This window comes from Streptomyces sp. NPDC051963 (genome assembly GCF_044593495.1).
In the GTDB taxonomy this organism is placed as follows: Bacteria; Actinomycetota; Actinomycetes; order Streptomycetales; family Streptomycetaceae; genus Streptomyces.
The window spans coordinates 239,022-254,893 of record NZ_JBIUCC010000009.1 but is presented as its reverse complement, the minus strand read 5'-3'; the positions used below and the strand labels follow the sequence as shown (position 1 = coordinate 254,893).

At 71.2% G+C, this 15,872-nt stretch carries 16 protein-coding genes; 13 read left to right on the top strand and 3 right to left on the bottom strand.

The window, feature by feature from the left end:
* The first annotated feature begins 81 nt into the window (after nucleotides 1-81).
* Entirely contained in the window at nucleotides 82-267 is a 186-nt protein-coding gene (locus ACIHFB_RS35505; RefSeq protein WP_365281004.1) for a hypothetical protein, read from the top strand.
* A gap of 111 nt (nucleotides 268-378) precedes the next feature.
* On the opposite strand, the gene ACIHFB_RS35500 is transcribed toward ACIHFB_RS35505, so the two are convergent.
* Nucleotides 379-927, bottom strand: a complete 549-nt coding sequence (locus ACIHFB_RS35500; protein WP_365281002.1) for a hypothetical protein — start codon at nucleotides 925-927, stop codon at nucleotides 379-381.
* Nucleotides 928-1,035: 108 nt separating this feature from the next.
* Here ACIHFB_RS35500 and tsaB point away from each other — a divergent pair, with 108 nt between their 5' ends.
* Genes tsaB through ACIHFB_RS35480 form a run of 4 tightly spaced genes read left to right on the top strand, consistent with a single transcriptional unit; the run spans nucleotide 1,036 to nucleotide 3,536 of the window.
* On the top strand, nucleotides 1,036-1,689 hold the full coding sequence (gene tsaB / locus ACIHFB_RS35495; protein WP_400129066.1) for a tRNA (adenosine(37)-N6)-threonylcarbamoyltransferase complex dimerization subunit type 1 TsaB: 654 nt from the start codon (nucleotides 1,036-1,038) through the stop codon (nucleotides 1,687-1,689).
* 17 nt (nucleotides 1,690-1,706) lie between these two features.
* Entirely contained in the window at nucleotides 1,707-2,204 is a 498-nt protein-coding gene (gene rimI / locus ACIHFB_RS35490; protein ID WP_365281645.1) for a ribosomal protein S18-alanine N-acetyltransferase, read from the top strand.
* A complete protein-coding gene (gene tsaD / locus ACIHFB_RS35485; protein WP_400129065.1) occupies nucleotides 2,197-3,282 on the top strand; it encodes a tRNA (adenosine(37)-N6)-threonylcarbamoyltransferase complex transferase subunit TsaD in 1,086 nt (361 codons plus the stop codon). Before rimI ends, tsaD begins: the two co-directional genes overlap by 8 nt.
* Complete coding sequence (locus ACIHFB_RS35480) at nucleotides 3,279-3,536, top strand: hypothetical protein (RefSeq protein ID WP_400129064.1); 258 nt, start codon at nucleotides 3,279-3,281, stop codon at nucleotides 3,534-3,536. The genes tsaD and ACIHFB_RS35480 overlap by 4 nt, the downstream gene beginning before the upstream one ends.
* 43 nt (nucleotides 3,537-3,579) lie before the next feature.
* Here the strand turns inward: ACIHFB_RS35480 and ACIHFB_RS35475 are convergent, their stop codons facing one another.
* Nucleotides 3,580-5,883, bottom strand: a complete 2,304-nt coding sequence (locus tag ACIHFB_RS35475; protein WP_400129063.1) for a glycoside hydrolase family 3 N-terminal domain-containing protein — start codon at nucleotides 5,881-5,883, stop codon at nucleotides 3,580-3,582.
* Between the two features lie 113 nt (nucleotides 5,884-5,996).
* Between ACIHFB_RS35475 and ACIHFB_RS35470 the strand changes: the two genes are divergently transcribed.
* The 5 genes from ACIHFB_RS35470 (at nucleotide 5,997) to ACIHFB_RS35450 (ending at nucleotide 12,268) form a co-directional block, all read left to right on the top strand.
* Entirely contained in the window at nucleotides 5,997-7,055 is a 1,059-nt protein-coding gene (locus ACIHFB_RS35470) for a LacI family DNA-binding transcriptional regulator (protein ID WP_365280987.1), read from the top strand.
* Nucleotides 7,056-7,230: 175 nt separating this feature from the next.
* Nucleotides 7,231-8,280 carry an LCP family protein gene (locus ACIHFB_RS35465; protein ID WP_400129062.1) on the top strand — a complete coding sequence of 350 codons (1,050 nt, stop codon included), beginning with the start codon at nucleotides 7,231-7,233 and terminating at the stop codon, nucleotides 8,278-8,280.
* 168 nt (nucleotides 8,281-8,448) lie between these two features.
* A complete protein-coding gene (locus tag ACIHFB_RS35460) occupies nucleotides 8,449-8,802 on the top strand; it encodes a YciI family protein (RefSeq protein ID WP_365280981.1) in 354 nt (117 codons plus the stop codon).
* Between the two features lie 48 nt (nucleotides 8,803-8,850).
* Nucleotides 8,851-10,116, top strand: a complete 1,266-nt coding sequence (locus ACIHFB_RS35455; protein WP_365280978.1) for a sigma-70 family RNA polymerase sigma factor — start codon at nucleotides 8,851-8,853, stop codon at nucleotides 10,114-10,116.
* A gap of 118 nt (nucleotides 10,117-10,234) precedes the next feature.
* Nucleotides 10,235-12,268, top strand: a complete 2,034-nt coding sequence (locus ACIHFB_RS35450; RefSeq protein WP_400129183.1) for a cell wall-binding repeat-containing protein — start codon at nucleotides 10,235-10,237, stop codon at nucleotides 12,266-12,268.
* Here ACIHFB_RS35450 and ACIHFB_RS35445 read toward each other — a convergent pair.
* Entirely contained in the window at nucleotides 12,246-13,436 is a 1,191-nt protein-coding gene (locus ACIHFB_RS35445) for a methyltransferase domain-containing protein (protein WP_400129061.1), read from the bottom strand. The two genes, ACIHFB_RS35450 and ACIHFB_RS35445, sit on opposite strands and share 23 nt — an antisense overlap.
* A 90-nt stretch (nucleotides 13,437-13,526) precedes the next feature.
* On the opposite strand from ACIHFB_RS35445, the gene ACIHFB_RS35440 reads away from it, so the two are divergent.
* The 3 genes from ACIHFB_RS35440 (at nucleotide 13,527) to groES (ending at nucleotide 15,805) form a co-directional block, all read left to right on the top strand.
* Complete coding sequence (locus tag ACIHFB_RS35440) at nucleotides 13,527-14,444, top strand: polysaccharide deacetylase family protein (RefSeq protein WP_365280972.1); 918 nt, start codon at nucleotides 13,527-13,529, stop codon at nucleotides 14,442-14,444.
* On the top strand, nucleotides 14,441-15,139 hold the full coding sequence (locus ACIHFB_RS35435) for a polysaccharide deacetylase family protein (RefSeq protein WP_365280969.1): 699 nt from the start codon (nucleotides 14,441-14,443) through the stop codon (nucleotides 15,137-15,139). Before ACIHFB_RS35440 ends, ACIHFB_RS35435 begins: the two co-directional genes overlap by 4 nt.
* Nucleotides 15,140-15,496: 357 nt before the next feature.
* A complete protein-coding gene (groES, locus tag ACIHFB_RS35430) occupies nucleotides 15,497-15,805 on the top strand; it encodes a co-chaperone GroES (protein ID WP_004927089.1) in 309 nt (102 codons plus the stop codon).
* The last annotated feature ends 67 nt before the right edge of the window (nucleotides 15,806-15,872 follow it).

Sequence of the window (15,872 nt, the reverse complement as noted above, 5' to 3'; positions counted from 1 at the left end):
GTGTCGTGCGTGGTCACATGGTATCCAGTCCGTAGTTAGGTCTACCTAACTACGTCCGCCCCCGCCCCCCAGGAGGCGTCCATGTCGGCTTCGGAGCACAGCGCGGAGAGCGCACAGCACAAGGTCCGGCCACAGCAGTCGCAGTCGTATGCGGTGGGTGCGGTGTCGATGCAGGATCTGCTGGCCTCGTGCGCCGCCGCGAACGCGATCTCCACACCGCCGCGGGCGCCGGAGCCGTACGAGACGGGTCACCGCGAAGCGGCGTAGCGCTCCGCGGGGAGGGCGGTTCGTCGGCTGCGGGTGCGTCGTGGCTGGTCGCGCAGTTCCCCGCGCCCCTTCGGGGCGCTGCCGAACCGCAGCCGGCGTCACCCGGCCTGCCTAGTGGATTACGACGACCGTGTGGCCGATTGTTGCGAAAAGCCACAGGGCGTCGCCGTCGGCGCGGGACTCGCGGATGCCGCCTGTTTGGACGGTCGGGTCGGGGGTCGGGGTCGAGCCGTCGACTGCTGCGCTGAAGCCGATGGCGACGCCGTCGACGGTGGTGAAGCGGACGACGTGTTCGATGAGGGTGCCGTCGGAGCCGGTGGCGGTGTTCGAGCGGGAGGTGACGGTGTAGGTGCCCGGGAGCGGGTCGACGGTGCTCGGGGTGACCTTGAAGGTGTGGGTGACCTTGTCGCCCTGGGCGACCAGCCACACGCGGTCGTCGTCCACCGAGTACACGACCCGTTCACCGATGCCGGACGCGGCAGGCAGCGCCTTGGGGTGCTCGCCGTCCCGCGGCGCCTTCGACGGGGCCGCCGACGCGCCCGCCTGAGGTCTGGCCAGATCCGCCGGGACGGTCGCCGACGCCTGGAAACCGAGGAAGCCGACAGTCGCGACCGCCACCGCGGTCAGCCCGGCCACGAACCCGGCGCTGCTGCTTCCCACGGTCGCCCACCTCATCGTCGTACATCGCGCTTCGTAGCGAAGGTAGCAGCAGGTGACCGCCCGACCGCGGCGGCCGTGCGTGGGCGCGGGGAGCCGTAGGCTGTTTGCGTGCTCTTGCTCGCTCTGGATACCGCCACCCCCGCCGTCACCGTCGCCCTGCACGACGGCACGGACGTCATCGCCTCGTCGAGTCAGGTCGACGCGCGCCGGCACGGAGAGCTGCTGCTGCCGGCCGTCGACCGTGTACTGACCGAGGCGGGGCTGAAGCTCGACGCCGTCACCGGAATCGTCGTAGGGATCGGTCCGGGCCCGTACACCGGGCTGCGGGTCGGTCTGATGACCGCGGACACCTTCGGGCTCGCGCTCGGCGTTCCCGTGCACGGACTGTGCACGCTCGACGGCCTCGCGTACGCCTCCGACCTGGAGAGTCCCTTCGTCGTGGCCACCGACGCCCGGCGCAAGGAGGTCTACTGGGCGCGCTACGCGGACTCCCGCACGCGCCTCACCGACCCCGCCGTCGACCGGCCCGCAGACATCGCCGACCGGGTCGCCGGCCTGCCTGCCGTCGGCGCGGGCGCGCTGCTGTACCCGGACACCTTCCCCAGCGCGCACGAGCCGGAGCATGTGTCGGCCGCCGCGCTCGCGAGCCTCGCCGCCGAGAAGCTGGCGGCCGGCGAGGAACTCCCCGCGCCCCGGCCGCTGTACCTGCGCCGTCCCGACGCCCAGGTCCCCAAGAACTACAAGGTGGTCACCCCCAAGTGACAGCGGTGCTGCGCGAGATGCGCTGGTGGGACATCGATCCCGTGCTCGAGCTGGAGAAGGACCTGTTCCCCGAGGACGCCTGGTCGCGGGGCATGTTCTGGTCCGAGCTCGCCCACGCGCGCGGTCCCGAGGCGACCAAGCGGTATGTCGTCGCCGTCGAGGGCGACCGGCTGGTCGGGTACGCGGGCCTCGCCGCCTCCGGCACTGCATCCGATAGCGGCTTCGCCGCGGTGGCCGACATACAGACCATCGCCGTGACCCGCGACCACTGGGGTACCGGCCTCGGCGGCCGGCTGCTGACCGAGCTGCTGCGGGCGGCCACGGCCTTCGAATGCGCCGAAGTGATGCTGGAGTGCCGGATCGACAACGTCCGGGCCCAGAAGCTGTACGAGCGGTACGGCTTCGAGGCCATCGGCTTCAGGCGCGGCTACTACCAGCCGGGGAACGTGGATGCCCTCGTGATGCGACTGAACGACCCTTCAACCTCCGTACAAGGAACCGAAATCAATGGCTGACGAACCTCTGGTCCTGGGGATCGAGACCTCCTGCGACGAGACCGGCGTCGGCATCGTGCGCGGTACGACCCTGCTGGCGGACGCCATCGCGTCCAGCGTCGACGAGCACGCCCGCTTCGGCGGAGTGGTGCCGGAGGTCGCGTCCCGGGCGCATCTGGAGGCGATGGTCCCGACCATCGACCGCGCGCTGAAGGAAGCCGGGGTGAGCGCCAGGGACCTCGACGGGATCGCCGTCACCGCCGGTCCCGGACTCGCGGGCGCCCTGCTGGTCGGCGTCTCGGCGGCGAAGGCGTACGCCTATGCGCTGGGCAAGCCGCTGTACGGCGTGAACCATCTCGCCTCCCACATCTGCGTCGACCAGCTGGAGCACGGCGCGCTGCCCGAGCCGACGATGGCGCTGCTGGTGTCCGGCGGGCACTCGTCCTTGCTGCTGTCGTCGGACATCACATCGGACGTACGGCCCATGGGCGCGACCATCGACGACGCGGCCGGCGAGGCCTTCGACAAGATCGCGCGGGTGCTGAACCTCGGCTTCCCCGGCGGCCCGGTCATCGACCGGTACGCGAAGGAGGGCGACCCGCAGGCCATCGCCTTCCCACGCGGGCTGACCGGGCCCCGCGACCCGGCGTACGACTTCTCCTTCTCCGGCCTGAAGACCGCCGTGGCCCGCTGGATCGAGGCCAAGCGGGCGGCGGGGGAGGAGGTGCCGGTGCGCGATGTGGCGGCCTCCTTCCAGGAGGCGGTCGTGGACGTGCTGACCCGCAAGGCCGTACGCGCCTGCAAGGACGAGGGCGTCGACCATCTGATGATCGGCGGCGGGGTGGCCGCGAATTCACGGCTGCGGGCTCTGGCGTTGCACCGCTGCGAGGCCGCCGGCATCGAACTGCGGCTCCCGCGGCCCAAGTTGTGCACCGACAACGGCGCGATGGTCGCGGCGCTGGGCTCCGAAATGGTGGCGCGGGGGCGGTCGGCGTCGAGCTGGGACCTGTCGGCGGATTCCTCGCTGCCGGTGACCGATCCGCATGTGCCGGGGCACGACCACGTCCACGAGGTCAGCAAGGACAACCTGTACTCATGACGGTGGCGTTGATGTGGGAGGCACGCGCGGTTCCCGGACGGGGGGAGGATCTGCTCGCCTGGGTGTCCGAGCAGCGGCTCCCCGAGGAGCCCCTCCGCCGGGAGACCTTCCGCGCGCCCGACGACCGGGTCCTGGTCATCACGTGGTGGGAGAGGTCCTACGACGACCAAGTCCCCGAACTGCCGGAGCCGGACGGCGAGTTGGTGACCCGTGCGGTACACCGCTGGCGGTTCGAGGCGGTGCCGGACGCCTGACGCGGGGCGTGGCCGAATCCGTCGCTCCGGCTGGTTGTCCTCTTCACTCCACCGTCGTCTCGCACCGAAGCCGTCGGTCGGGGCCGAGTGTGCGTTTTGGGCCCGTCAGTTGTAGGTGTGCCGCGTGCCGTGTGTGTGCGCTGGATGGGCCCAGGCGCAGTTCCAGTGCGCCCGGTTCGACGACCCTTTGGCCGGAGCGGTCGGTGAAGGATGACAGGTCCGTGTGGAAGTGGAATGTCACGCGTGCCGCGTCTCCCGGTGCCAGGTCCAGTCGTCGGTAGCCGATCAGGCGGACGTCGGGGCGGGTCACGGAGGCCACCGGGTCGTGCAGGTAGAGCTGGACGACCTCCGTGCCCGCGCGGTCGCCCGTGTTGCGGACGAGGACTGAGATGTCGTAGGAGCCGTCCGTGTCGATGGTCGGTCGGGTGTCCTCGAAGGACTCCCAGGTGAACGTCGTGTACGAGCGGCCGTGGCCGAAGGGGTACAGGGGTGTCGGGTCCAGGTTGCTGACCTCGCCGGCCAGGCCCAGCGGTGGCTGGAGGTAGGTCCACGGCTGGCCGCCGGGCAGGTGGGGGACGCTCACCGGGAGCCGGCCGGAGGGGTTGACGCGGCCCGACAGCACTCCCGCCACCGCCGGGCCGCCCTCCTCTCCGGGGAAGAACGCCTGGACGGTGGCGCCCAGTCGCCCGTGCCAGCGGCCGAGCGCGTAGGGGCGGCCGGTGAGGAGGACGAGGACCACCGGGACGCCCGTCCCGATCAGTGCGTCGAGCAATTCACCCTGTACGCCTGGTAGTCGGAGGTCCGTCACATCGCAGCCCTCGCCCGACGTGCCGCGGCCGAAGAGGCCCGCCCGGTCGCCGAGTACCGCCACGCACACATCCGCCTCGGATGCCCGGGCCACCGCCTCCTCGAAGCCCGCGGTGTCCGGGTCCGAGGTGTCGCAGCCCTCCGCGAACGTCACCTTGGCGTCCGGGAGTTCGTCGCGCAGGGCCTGGAGGACCGGTGGGATCTCGATGCCCATCGGGACCTCGGGGTGGTGCGTCAGCACATGGGACGGGAACGAGTAGCAGCCGAGCATCGCCAGCGCGTCCGCCGCCCTCGGGCCCACGACCGCGATCCGCGCGTCCGGGGCCAGCGGCAGCACGCCGTCCGGGTTGTCCAGCAGGACCACCGACTCCTCGGCCAGCCGGCGGGCGAGGGCACGGTTGGCCGTCGAGTCGAGGTCGATCGGGCCGTTCGGCTCCGGGTTCCAGTCGGCGTCCAGGAGACCGAGTTCGCACTTCTGGAGCAGGACGCGGCGGGCCGCCCGGTCCACCAGCTCCTCCGGGACGCGGCCCTTCCGCACCGCCTCCGGCAGCGGACGGCCGTAGCACTTCAGCGTCGGCAGCTCCACGTCGATGCCCGCGGCGAGCGCCGCGTGCGCCGCCTCGGCGGGGGAGCCCGCGACCCGGTGCAGGGTCTCGAGGAAGGTGATGCCGAAGTAGTCGGAGACGACCGTGCCGGTGAACCCCCAGTCCTGCCGCAGGAGTTCGGTCAGCAGGGCGGTGTCCGCGGAGGCCGGGACGCCGTCCGTCTCGTTGTAGGCCGCCATCACCGAGCGGGCTCCGCCCTCGCGCAGCGCCATCTCGAAGGGCGGGAGGATCACGTCCGCGATCTCGCGGACGCCCGCCCGCACGGGGGCCTGATTGCGGGCGCCCACCGAGGAGGCGTACCCGGCGAAGTGCTTGAGCGTGGCGACGATCCCGGCCGACTCCAGGCCCCGGACGTAGGCGGCGCCGACCGTGCCGACCAGGTACGGGTCCTCGCCGATCGTCTCCTCGACCCGGCCCCAGCGCGGATCGCGTACGACGTCCAGGACGGGCGCGAGGCCCTGGTGGACGCCGGCCGCGCGGAGGTCGCGGCCGATGTGGCGGGCCATCTCCTCGACCAGGGGCGGGTCGAAGGTCGCGCCCCAGGCGAGGGGGACCGGGTAGGCCGTCGCGCCCCAGGCCGTGAAGCCGGCGAGGCACTCCTCGTGGGCGACGGCCGGGATGCCGAAGCGGCCGGCCGCGCTGATCCGGCGCTGGGCGCGGGCCAGTGCCTGCGCGCCCAACGCCGGGTCCACGGGGGCGGTGCCGTAGGAGCGGGTGAGCTGGCCCAGGCCGTGGGTGATCAGCTCGACGAAATCGTCGGCGGAGCCCAAGGTCATGTCGTGCTGGTGCGGGGCGACTCCGTCGCCGTCCGTGGCGGCGCCCACCCAGACGCCGTACAGCTGGGCGGTCTTCTCCTCCAGGGTCATCCGGGCAAGGAGGTCGTCGACGCGGGCGGCGGCGGGCAGGGCGGGGTCGCGCCAGGGGGCGGTGGTCATGAAACTCCTGTCGGGTGTCTCACGAATGTTTCGATGCGCATATCGAATGTTCCGGGACGCTATGGCGCTCGGAAGGGTTCGTCAAGAGGGGGTGCAGGGATACGATCGCCGCCATGACACCCTCCGAGCCCGCTCAAACCAGGACGGCAGGACGCTCGACGCAGACCGCGACGCTCGCCGAGATCGCCCGCGAGGCCGGCGTGTCCGCGCCGACTGTTTCGAAGGTCCTCAACGGCCGGGCCGATGTCGCCCCGTCGACCCGCACCCGCGTCGAGGAACTGCTGCGCGCCCACGGCTACCGGCGCCGCCGTGCCGAGGCGAGCCGCTCCCCCCTGATCGACCTCGTCTTCCACGAACTGGAGAGCGCGTGGGCGATGGAGGTCATCCGGGGTGTGGAGAACGTGGCGCGGGACGCCGGGCTGAGCGTGGTGCTGAGCGAGAGCGCCGGTCGGCTCACGCCCGGCCGCACCTGGGCCGACCAGGTCGCCGCCCGCCGCCCGCACGGCGTGATCCTCGTGCTGTCCGGCCTCGACGAGTCCCAGCGTGCTCTGCTGACCAGCCGCTCCATCCCGTTCGTGGTGATGGACCCGGCGGGCGACCCGGGCGCCGACGTGCCGTCCATCGGCGCCACCAACTGGCAGGGCGGGCTTGCCGCCACGCGCCATCTCGTCGAGCTGGGGCACACCCGGATCGGCGCGATCAGCGGACCGTCCCGGATGATGTGCAGCCGCGCCCGGGTGGACGGTTACCGGGCGGCGCTGGAGACCGCCGGGCTGCCGGTCGACCCCGAGCTGATCAAGAACGGCGACTTCCATCACGAGGCGGGCTACCGGCGCGGCCTGGAACTGCTGCGCGCCCCCGACCGGCCCACCGCGGTCTTCGCCGGCAACGACCTCCAGGCGCTCGGCCTGTACGAGGCGGCGCGCGAACTGGGGCTGCGCATCCCGGAGGACCTGAGCGTCGTCGGGTTCGACGATCTGCCGGTGGCGCGCTGGGTGGGGCCGCCGCTGACGACCGTACGACAGCCGCTGACCGAGATGGCCGAGGCGGCGGCCAGGCTCGTCCTCGATCTCGCGCGCGAGGACGGGGCGTCGACGGCGACGCGGGTGGAGCTGGCGACCAGCCTGGTGGTGCGCAGCAGTACGGCGGCGCCCTCCGAAGCGAGTCGGTAGCGCGCCCGAAACTTTCGAATGCCCGATGGTCGGACCTTGGATCCGCCGCGGATCCGCCTCGAATCCGGTGTCTACGGTGCCTGCGGGCTGAGGCAGGGCTGAGAAGTCTTAGATTTTCCGCAGAAAACGGCCCCGGAGGCGTTCCCCGTAATAATTCGGACTTACGTTCCTCTCCGTGACTGGAGAAGACGAGCACGGGGACGACAACGGGGGAACCGACAGACACATACGCCGGCGGTCCGGCCCGCTGAAGGCCGTCGGCTTCGCCGTGGCCGGGCTCCTGGCGCTCGGCGCCGCAGGGACGGGCTGGGTCTACTGGCATCTCAACGACAACATCAAGAGCGTCGACATCGACAGCGCGCTCGGCGACGACCGACCGGCCAAGTCGATGACGACGCCCGACGGTTCGGTGTCCGCGTCCCCGCTGCCCACCGAGGCCCTGAACATCCTGGTCCTGGGCTCGGACTCGCGAGAGGGCGAGGAGAACCAGAAACTCGGCGGCGGTGACAGCGGCGGCGCCCGCTCCGACACGGCGATGGTCGTCCACCTCGACGCCGGCCGCACCGAGGCCACCGTCGTCAGCATCCCGCGCGACACGCTCGTCACCCGGCCGTCCTGCCCGCTGTCGTCCGGGGAGTCGACGGAGGAGGCGTACGGCGTGATGTTCAACAGCGCGTACGCGGTGGGCGGTCCGGCCTGCGCCGTGAAGACCGTCGAGTCGATGACGAACGTCCGCATGGACCACTACATCGAGATCGACTTCTCCGGCTTCGCAAAGCTGGTGGACGCGCTCGGCGGGGTCACCGTCACCACGGACGAGGACATCGACGACGAGGACAGCCACCTGACCCTGGCAGCCGGCACCCACCACCTCGACGGCGAACAGGCCCTGGCCCTCGCCCGCACCCGGCACGGCATCGGCGACGGCAGCGACCTCGGCCGCATCGGCCTCCAACAGACCCTGGTGAAGGCCCTGCTGGACCAGCTCTCCGACATCAGCCCCACCCGCCTCTACTCCGTCGCCGACGCCGTGACCGCCAGCCTCACCACGGACACCGGCCTGGACTCACTGACCGAACTCATCTCACTGGGCCAGAGCCTGAAGGGCCTCTCGGCCGACGACACGACGACCGTGACCATGCCGGTGGTGACAGCCCCCTCGAACGCCAACCGGGTGGTGGCCGAGGAGCCGGAGGCGGGGGAGTTGTGGGAGTCGTTGCGGTGAGGGTGTCGGCGGTCGGAGCACGTCGGTCGGCCGAAACGTATGCCGCAGAGCCCGCCGGAGAAGATTCCTCGAAGAAATTCGGCGAGCATGTCGATCCGGCCGTCTCCCGATCGACACAGGGTTGAGAGGCCGGGAAGGACCCGGCTCGTTCGACCCCGAGGAGTCACCATGCCCCGCTACCTGTCGCTGGTGAAGATCGAAGAGGGCCAGGCGGCCGGAGGCCCCAGCCCGGAGTTGATGCAGCGGATGGGGGAGTTGATCGAGGAGATGACCAAGGCCGGGGTGATGCTCGACACCGCGGGGCTGACACCCACCGCGCAGGGCACCCGGGTGCACTGGGAGGGCGGGAAGATCTCCGTGACCGACGGTCCGTTCACCGAGACCAAGGAGGCCGTCGGCGGGTATGCGATCACGCAGTGCAAGGACCTGGCCGAGGCGCTGGAGTGGACCAAGCGGTTCCTGAAGGTGCACGAGGACTTCTGGACGGTGACCTGCGAGGTCCGGGAGATCATGGAGGGCTGAGCCTCCGGTCTTTGGTGGCGCGGCGGTACGGGTGTCCAATGGGGGGCTGTGAGCAGCTCGCAGCCCTCCGCCGACCCGCGCGCCACCGTCGAGACCGTTTTCCGTATCGAGTCGCCCCGCGTGATCGCCGCCGTCGCCCGTATCGTCCGCGACGTCGGCATCGCGGAGGAGCTGGCCCAGGACGCGCTGGTCGCCGCGCTGGAGCAGTGGCCGCGGGACGGGGTCCCGGACAACCCGGGCGCCTGGCTGATGGCGACCGCCAGGCACCGTGCCGTCGACCTGATCCGCCGCAAGGAGAACTACGCCCGCAAGCTGGCGGAGATCGGCCGGGACCTGTCGACGGTGGTCGAGCCCGAGGAGCCCGCGCACCCCGACGACATCGACGACGACCTGCTCCGTCTGGTCTTCACCGCCTGCCACCCGGTCCTGTCCGCCGAGGCCCGTATCGCCCTCACCCTGCGCCTTCTCGGGGGCCTGACCACGCCCGAGATCGCCCGTGCGTTCCTCGTCCCCGAGGCCACCGTCGCCCAGCGCATCGTCCGTGCGAAACGCACGCTCGCCACGAGGAACGTCGCCTTCGAGGTGCCGTACGGCCCGGACCGCGAGGCCCGGCTCGGCTCGGTCCTCGATGTCATCTACCTGATCTTCAACGAGGGTTACGCCGCCACGGCCGGCGACGACTGGCTGCGCCCGTCCCTGTGCGAGGATGCGCTCCGGCTGGCCCGGCAGCTGGCCGGCCTGATGCCCAAGGAGCCCGAAGTGCACGGGGTGGCCTCGCTGTTGGAGTTCCAGGCGTCCCGTATGGCCGCGCGCACCGGTCCGGACGGCGCGCCCGTCCTGCTCAAGGACCAGAACCGCGGCCGCTGGAACCGCCCCCTCATCGCCCGCGGCATCACCGCGCTGGGCCGCGCGGACGCCACGGGCACCGGCACCCCCGGTCCGTACGCCCTCCAGGCCGCGATCGCCGCCTGCCATGCGCACGCGTACACCTACGAGGAGACCGACTGGCGCACGATCGCCACGCTGTACGGCCTGCTCGCCGCCCGCGCCCCCTCCCCGGTCGTCGAACTCAACCGCGCGGTCGCCGTATCGATGGCGGACGGCCCGGAGCCGGCGCTCGCCATCGTCGACGCCTTGGCCGCCGAACCCGCCCTGCGCGACTACCACTTGCTGCCCAGCGTCCGCGGCGACCTGCTGGCCCGCCTGGGGCGTACGGCGCAGGCCCGCGAGGAGTTCGTACGGGCGGCCGGTCTCGCGCGCAACGAACGCGAGCGGGAGCTGCTGCTGGCCCGGGCGGAAGAGTGCCGTCCGTAATCTGATCGCACACATCTGTTCACTCGTAACTCTGTTCCCTCCAGGGCTCGTTGCCCACTACAGTGACTCGGCCTCTGTGCAGAGGCTGTGAAGATCCATGGGGGGATCGACCTTGAGAATGTTCACGCGCCGCCGTGCCGCGGCGCTCGCGACCTCGGCGGTGCTCGCCGCCGTGGGCACCCTGGCCACCGCGCCGGGCGCCACCGCCGACGAGGCAGGACCCTGGCCGGGCACCGAGGGCAAGATCCTCACCGACGGCCCGGTACTCGTCGACCCGGCCACGGGACAGGGCAGCCAGATCCCGGGCACCTTCGGGGACCACGCCGCCTGGGCGCCGGACGGCAGCCGTCTGGTCACCGCCGCGGGCCAGATCTCCAGCGTCCGGCCCAGCGGCTCCGCCAAGATCACCCTGCCCTGGGCGGAGGGCATGCGGTCCAGTGCCGCGTACGAGGACCTCGCGTTCTGGTGGGGCGGCCGCTACGTCGTCTTCGCCTCCGGCGGCCAGCTCGCCTACGGGCCCTCCGACGGCTCGTGGGCACCCGTCCCGCTGCTGTCCAACGCCCTGGAGCCGGCCCAGGTCTGCGACGAGGACCCCACGGTGAGCCCGTCCGGCCTGGTCGCCTTCTCCCGTCGTATCAACGGCTGCTCCGACAGCGCGTGGATCTACTCCTACGACGGGACCACGAACACGCTCAAGCGCGTCCTGGCCAACGCCGAGCAGCCCGCCTTCTCGCCCGACGGCACCAAGCTGGCCTTCGTCCGCAAGGATGCCGAGGGCAACCCGCAGATCCTCACGGCGAACGCCGACGGCACCGACGTCCAACAGCACACCTACGGCCCCCGCAGGTACGCCAACCCGTCCTGGTCGCCCACCGGCGAGCGGATCGTCTTCGACGCCCACACCTCGCCGAACAGCGACGACGTACACACCACCGAGTACGTCGACCTGGCCACCGGTGAGCTCACCCGGGTGCCGAGCACTCCGCAGGGCAGCAACCCGAGCTGGCAGCCGCTGCGCAAGAACACCACCGGCCGGGTCTGGGGCAGCGACGCCTACAACACCAACGTCGCCTCCTCCCGCTGGACCTGGAACAAGGTCGGCACCAGCGTGCCCGGCCTGCTGGACGCCAAGGCGGCCGTGCTGGTCAACCAGGACGACGCGGCGTACTCGCTCACCGCGCCCGCCCTGGCCGGCAAGAAGCAGGGGCCGGTGCTCACGACCCCGAAGAGCGGGCTGTCCACGGCCGTGAAGAACGAGCTGAAGCGGGCGCTGAAGCCGAACGCCAATGTGTACCTCGTCGGCGGCACCTCCATCCTCAGCAGCAACGTCGCCGCCCAGCTGCGGACGCTCGGCTACGTCCCCAAGCGGGTGTCCGGCACCGACCGCTACGAGACGTCGGTCAAGGTGGCGAAGGTCGTCAGCGGCGCCCCGAAGTACGTGTTCCTGGCCTCGGGCACCGACTACCGCGCCGCCCTCCCGGCCGCCGCCGCGGCCGGCGCCGACGGAACGGGCAGCGCGGGCAGCCTGGTGCTCACCAGCGGCAGGACGATGAGCGCGTCCGTGAAGTCGTATCTCAACAGCCTGAACCCCGACAAGACCATGGTCATCACGGTCGGTTCGGACGCCAAGTACGCGCTGACCCACACCGGCTTCTCCAGGTGGCCGTCGACGTACTACTACTACCCGATCACGGGAACCACCGACGCGGCGCTGTCGGTTGCCGTAGCCAAGTTCTGGTGGACGGCGCCGAGCAACGTGGCCCTCGCCTACGCCGGCGCCTGGCGCGACGGCCTGTCCGCCGCAGGGGCGATGAACATCTTCGGGCCCGTCCTGTGGACCTCACGTCCCGCCCTGTCGGACGAGACCAAGAGCTACCTGCTGCGTGAATCCGCGAGCACGAACACCGCGGTCGCGTTCGGTCCCACCGCCTCGGTCACCGTGGGCGCGCTGAACACGGCGGGCTCCTCGATCAGCGCGAGCGGCACCCAGTTCGTGTACCGCGACTTCTACAACGGCGTGGTGCCCACGAGCGCGCAGGCGAGCACCTTCTCGGCCCGTATGAACGGCGGTCAGCCCGCCACTGTGGCCCGGACCGGCCCGGTCGGCGCCGACCCCCATCTGGACCCGCTCAAGACGGTCCACCGGCAGTAGCAGGCGGCCGTGGGGGGGCGCCGACGAGCATGGTCGGCGCCCCCGCGACCCGGGTGAGGAACACCGTGGCGGCGCCCGGTCCCTGCGGCTTGACCTTCTTGCGCAGCTCCTCCGGTTCCACGGCCGACCCCCGCTTCTTCACGGTCAGCGTCCCGACCCCCCGCTCCCGCAGCAGCGCCTTCAACTTCTTCACGTTGAAGGGGAGTTGATCGGTGATCTCGTACGCCGTCGCGTAGGGGGTCACGTGATGGTCGTCGGCGGTGATGTACGCGATGGTGGGGTCGATCAGGCCGCCCTCCAGGTCCTCGGCGACCTCCGCGACCAGATGGGCGCGGATGACGGCGCCGTCGGGCTCGTACAAGTACCGCCCGACGGGCCGGACCCGGGGATCCGGCAGCCCCCTTCCGAGGAGGGTCCGCGGCCCCGGCAGCAGCGTCGCGCGTACCGCGCCCGGCTCCGTGCCGAACCACAGCACGGCCTCCTTCACGTCCCCGCCGTCCGAGATCCACTCGGCCCCGGCCTCCGACGGGATGGCGTCATGGGGGATTCCGGGCGCGATCTTCAGGGCGGCGCGAGGTGCCTTGAGGGCCGTGGCGACCGCCCAGGACAGGGGCGGCGAGTAGGCCTCGGGATCGAAGATCCGGCCCCGGCCGCCACGCCGGGCGGGGTCGACGAACACGGCGTCGTACCCGGCCGTGTCGACCTCCGTGACGTCCGTCTCGCGCACCTCGATGAGGTCGGCGAGGCCGAGGGCGGCCGCGTTGGCGCGGGCCACCTCGCAGGTCAGCGGATCACGGTCGACGGCCAGCACCCGGATCCCGGCGCGGGCGAACGCGATCGCGTCACCGCCGATACCGCAGCACAGGTCCGCGACCGACCGGATCCCCATCGCCCCGAAGCGCTCGGCCCGATACGTCGCCACGCTCGCCCGGGTCGACTGCTCGACCCCGTTCGGCGTGAAGAACATCCGCCCGGCGTCCTCGGCCCCGAACTTCGCCACCGCCCGCTGCCGCAGCCGCGCCTGTCCGAGCGCCGCCGACACCAGCTCGGCCGGGTGCTCACGGCGCAGCCGGGTGGCGACGGCGAGCTCCTGCGCGGGGTCGGTGCCGCGCACCTCGTCGAGGAGGGCGCGGCCTTCGGGGGTGAGGAGAGGGGCGAGGTCGTTCACCGGTTCATTGTGGGCCAGTCGGTGGATGGTGCACGCGTCGCGGCGGTGTCGGCCCGGGTTCGGGGCGGGTGGCTGGGAGGATCCGACCCCATGCGAGTAGTCGTACAAAATGACAAATGTGGGGCGTATCGGAAGCGGCGGATCCGTGCCGGAATCGCCGTGCTCGCCGCCACGGCCATCGCCTCGGGCTGCGCGGACGACGCCTCCACGGCACCGCCCGCCGCCGGCCAGCAGCCACGCGAGGCACCCGGCGCCAAGGCCCATGACCAGCGCGCCAAGCGCGCCGCACTGCAGGCCGCCCGCGTCGCCGCCGCGAAACGCTGGGGCCTGTCCAAGGTCCCCCTGACGGCCCCACCGCCGCCGGTCACGAAACCGAAGATCGAGACCCGCGAGGGCTTCGAGGTGGACGGCCATGAGGACCTCCCCCCGATCTTCACCACGATCCCGACCAAGCAGCGGGTCGTCTTCCTCACCATCGACGACGGAGCCGAGAAGGACCCGGCGTTCCTGCGCATGATGCGCGAGCTGCGGATCCCGTACACCGCGTTCCTCAGCGACTACCTGGTGAAGGAGGACTACACCTACTTCAAGCGCATGCAGCGGGAGGGCGTGGCCCTGAACAACCACACCCTCCACCACCCCTACCTCCCGGGCCTGTCGTACTACCGCCAGAAGCGCGAGATCTGCGGCATGCAGAACGTGATCGAGAAGCACTACGGCAAACGCCCGGTCCTCTTCCGCCCGCCCTACGGCAACTACAACGCGGACACCCTGTACGCCGCGCGGGCCTGCGGCATCAAGTACGCGCCGCTCTGGAACGAGGAGGTCTTCGCCGACCACTGGGAGTACCGCGAGTGGGACCGGGACCTGCATCCCGGCGACATCGTGCTCAGCCACTTCCGCGGCAAGGAGGACTGGAAGGGCACGATGCCCGACATGGTCCGACGGTTCCTGGAGAAGGTCACGGCGAAGGGGTACGCGGTGGCACGGCTGGAGGACTACCTGTGAGGCTGCGGGCGGCCGGGGCGCTCGCGCTGACCGCCGCGCTGCTCACCGGCTGCGCCCAGTCCGTCGACCCCATCGAACGCCTCGGCATGAAGGCGGCCGGCCGGGTGAGCCTGCACGGCCCCGGGGCGGACCGGAGTCCGGCGCCCGTGGTGGACCGGGTCCGGACCAGGGACAAGGTCGTCTTCCTGACCTACGACGACGGCGCGGAGAAGGACCCCCACCTCGTCGACCTGGTCCGCGAACGGCGCCTCCCCGTCAGCATGTTCCTCACGGACAGCGTCGTTGGCCCGGGCTACGGCCACTTCGCGCGCCTCCAGTCGGTCGGCGCGAGCATCCAGAACCACACCCTCGACCACGCCGCCCTGCCCGGCCTGCCCTACGCCGGCCAGCGCGCCGAGATCTGCGGCCAGCAGGACAAACTCAAGTCCCGCTTCGGCATCCGCCCCCGCCTCTTCCGCCCGCCCCACGGCCGCTACGACACGACGACCCTGCGCGCAGCCGCCGACTGCGGCCTCTCCTCCGTGGTCCTCTGGACCTCCACCGACACCGACGCCGCCCCCCTGCACCCCGGCGACATCATCCTGATCGCCCCCGACGACCCCACCGGCCCACCCCTGTGGGAGCGAACGGAGGAACTGCTGCACAGGGTGGCGGAGGCGGGGCTGTCGGTGGGGCGCTTGGAGGATTACCTGTAGCGGGACCACCCTGTTCAGGGGCGGCCGCTTCTCGATGCCGGTCCAGGCATCCCAGCCCGTCCGGCGTTTGAGGACGAGGCCGTTCAGGCCGAAGCGGGGGTCTGGGGGCGCAGCCCCCAGGAGGCGCAAACGCCGGGTTCCAGGCAGCGGACGTACACAGGAAACCCGCCGACGCGCCGCAGGCATTGGCACTCCGCTTGACCGAGTGCTAATCCCGGTCATAGTCTCGGCTCTGGCACTCCCCACTGGAGAGTGCCAACACGCGACGGGCAGGTCCGGCACCCGCGACGACGGATCCACCTGGTCGCCACCTCAGACAGTTAACCCCGTGAGATCTCCGAAGGGGGAGGTCGGATCGTGACGACCGCCAGCTCCAAGGTTGCCATCAAGCCGCTCGAGGACCGCATTGTGGTCCAGCCGCTCGACGCCGAGCAGACCACGGCCTCTGGCCTGGTCATCCCGGACACCGCGAAGGAGAAGCCCCAGGAGGGCGTCGTCCTTGCGGTGGGCCCGGGCCGTTTCGAGGACGGTAACCGTCTTCCGCTCGACGTCGCCGTCGGCGACATCGTGCTGTACAGCAAGTACGGCGGCACCGAAGTGAAGTACAACGGCGAGGAGTACCTCGTCCTCTCGGCTCGCGACGTGCTCGCGATCATCGAGAAGTAATCCACTTCGAAGCAAATTGCTTTGAGCTGCGCCCCTGGCCCCCCGCGACGTAATGAGCCGGGTGCCA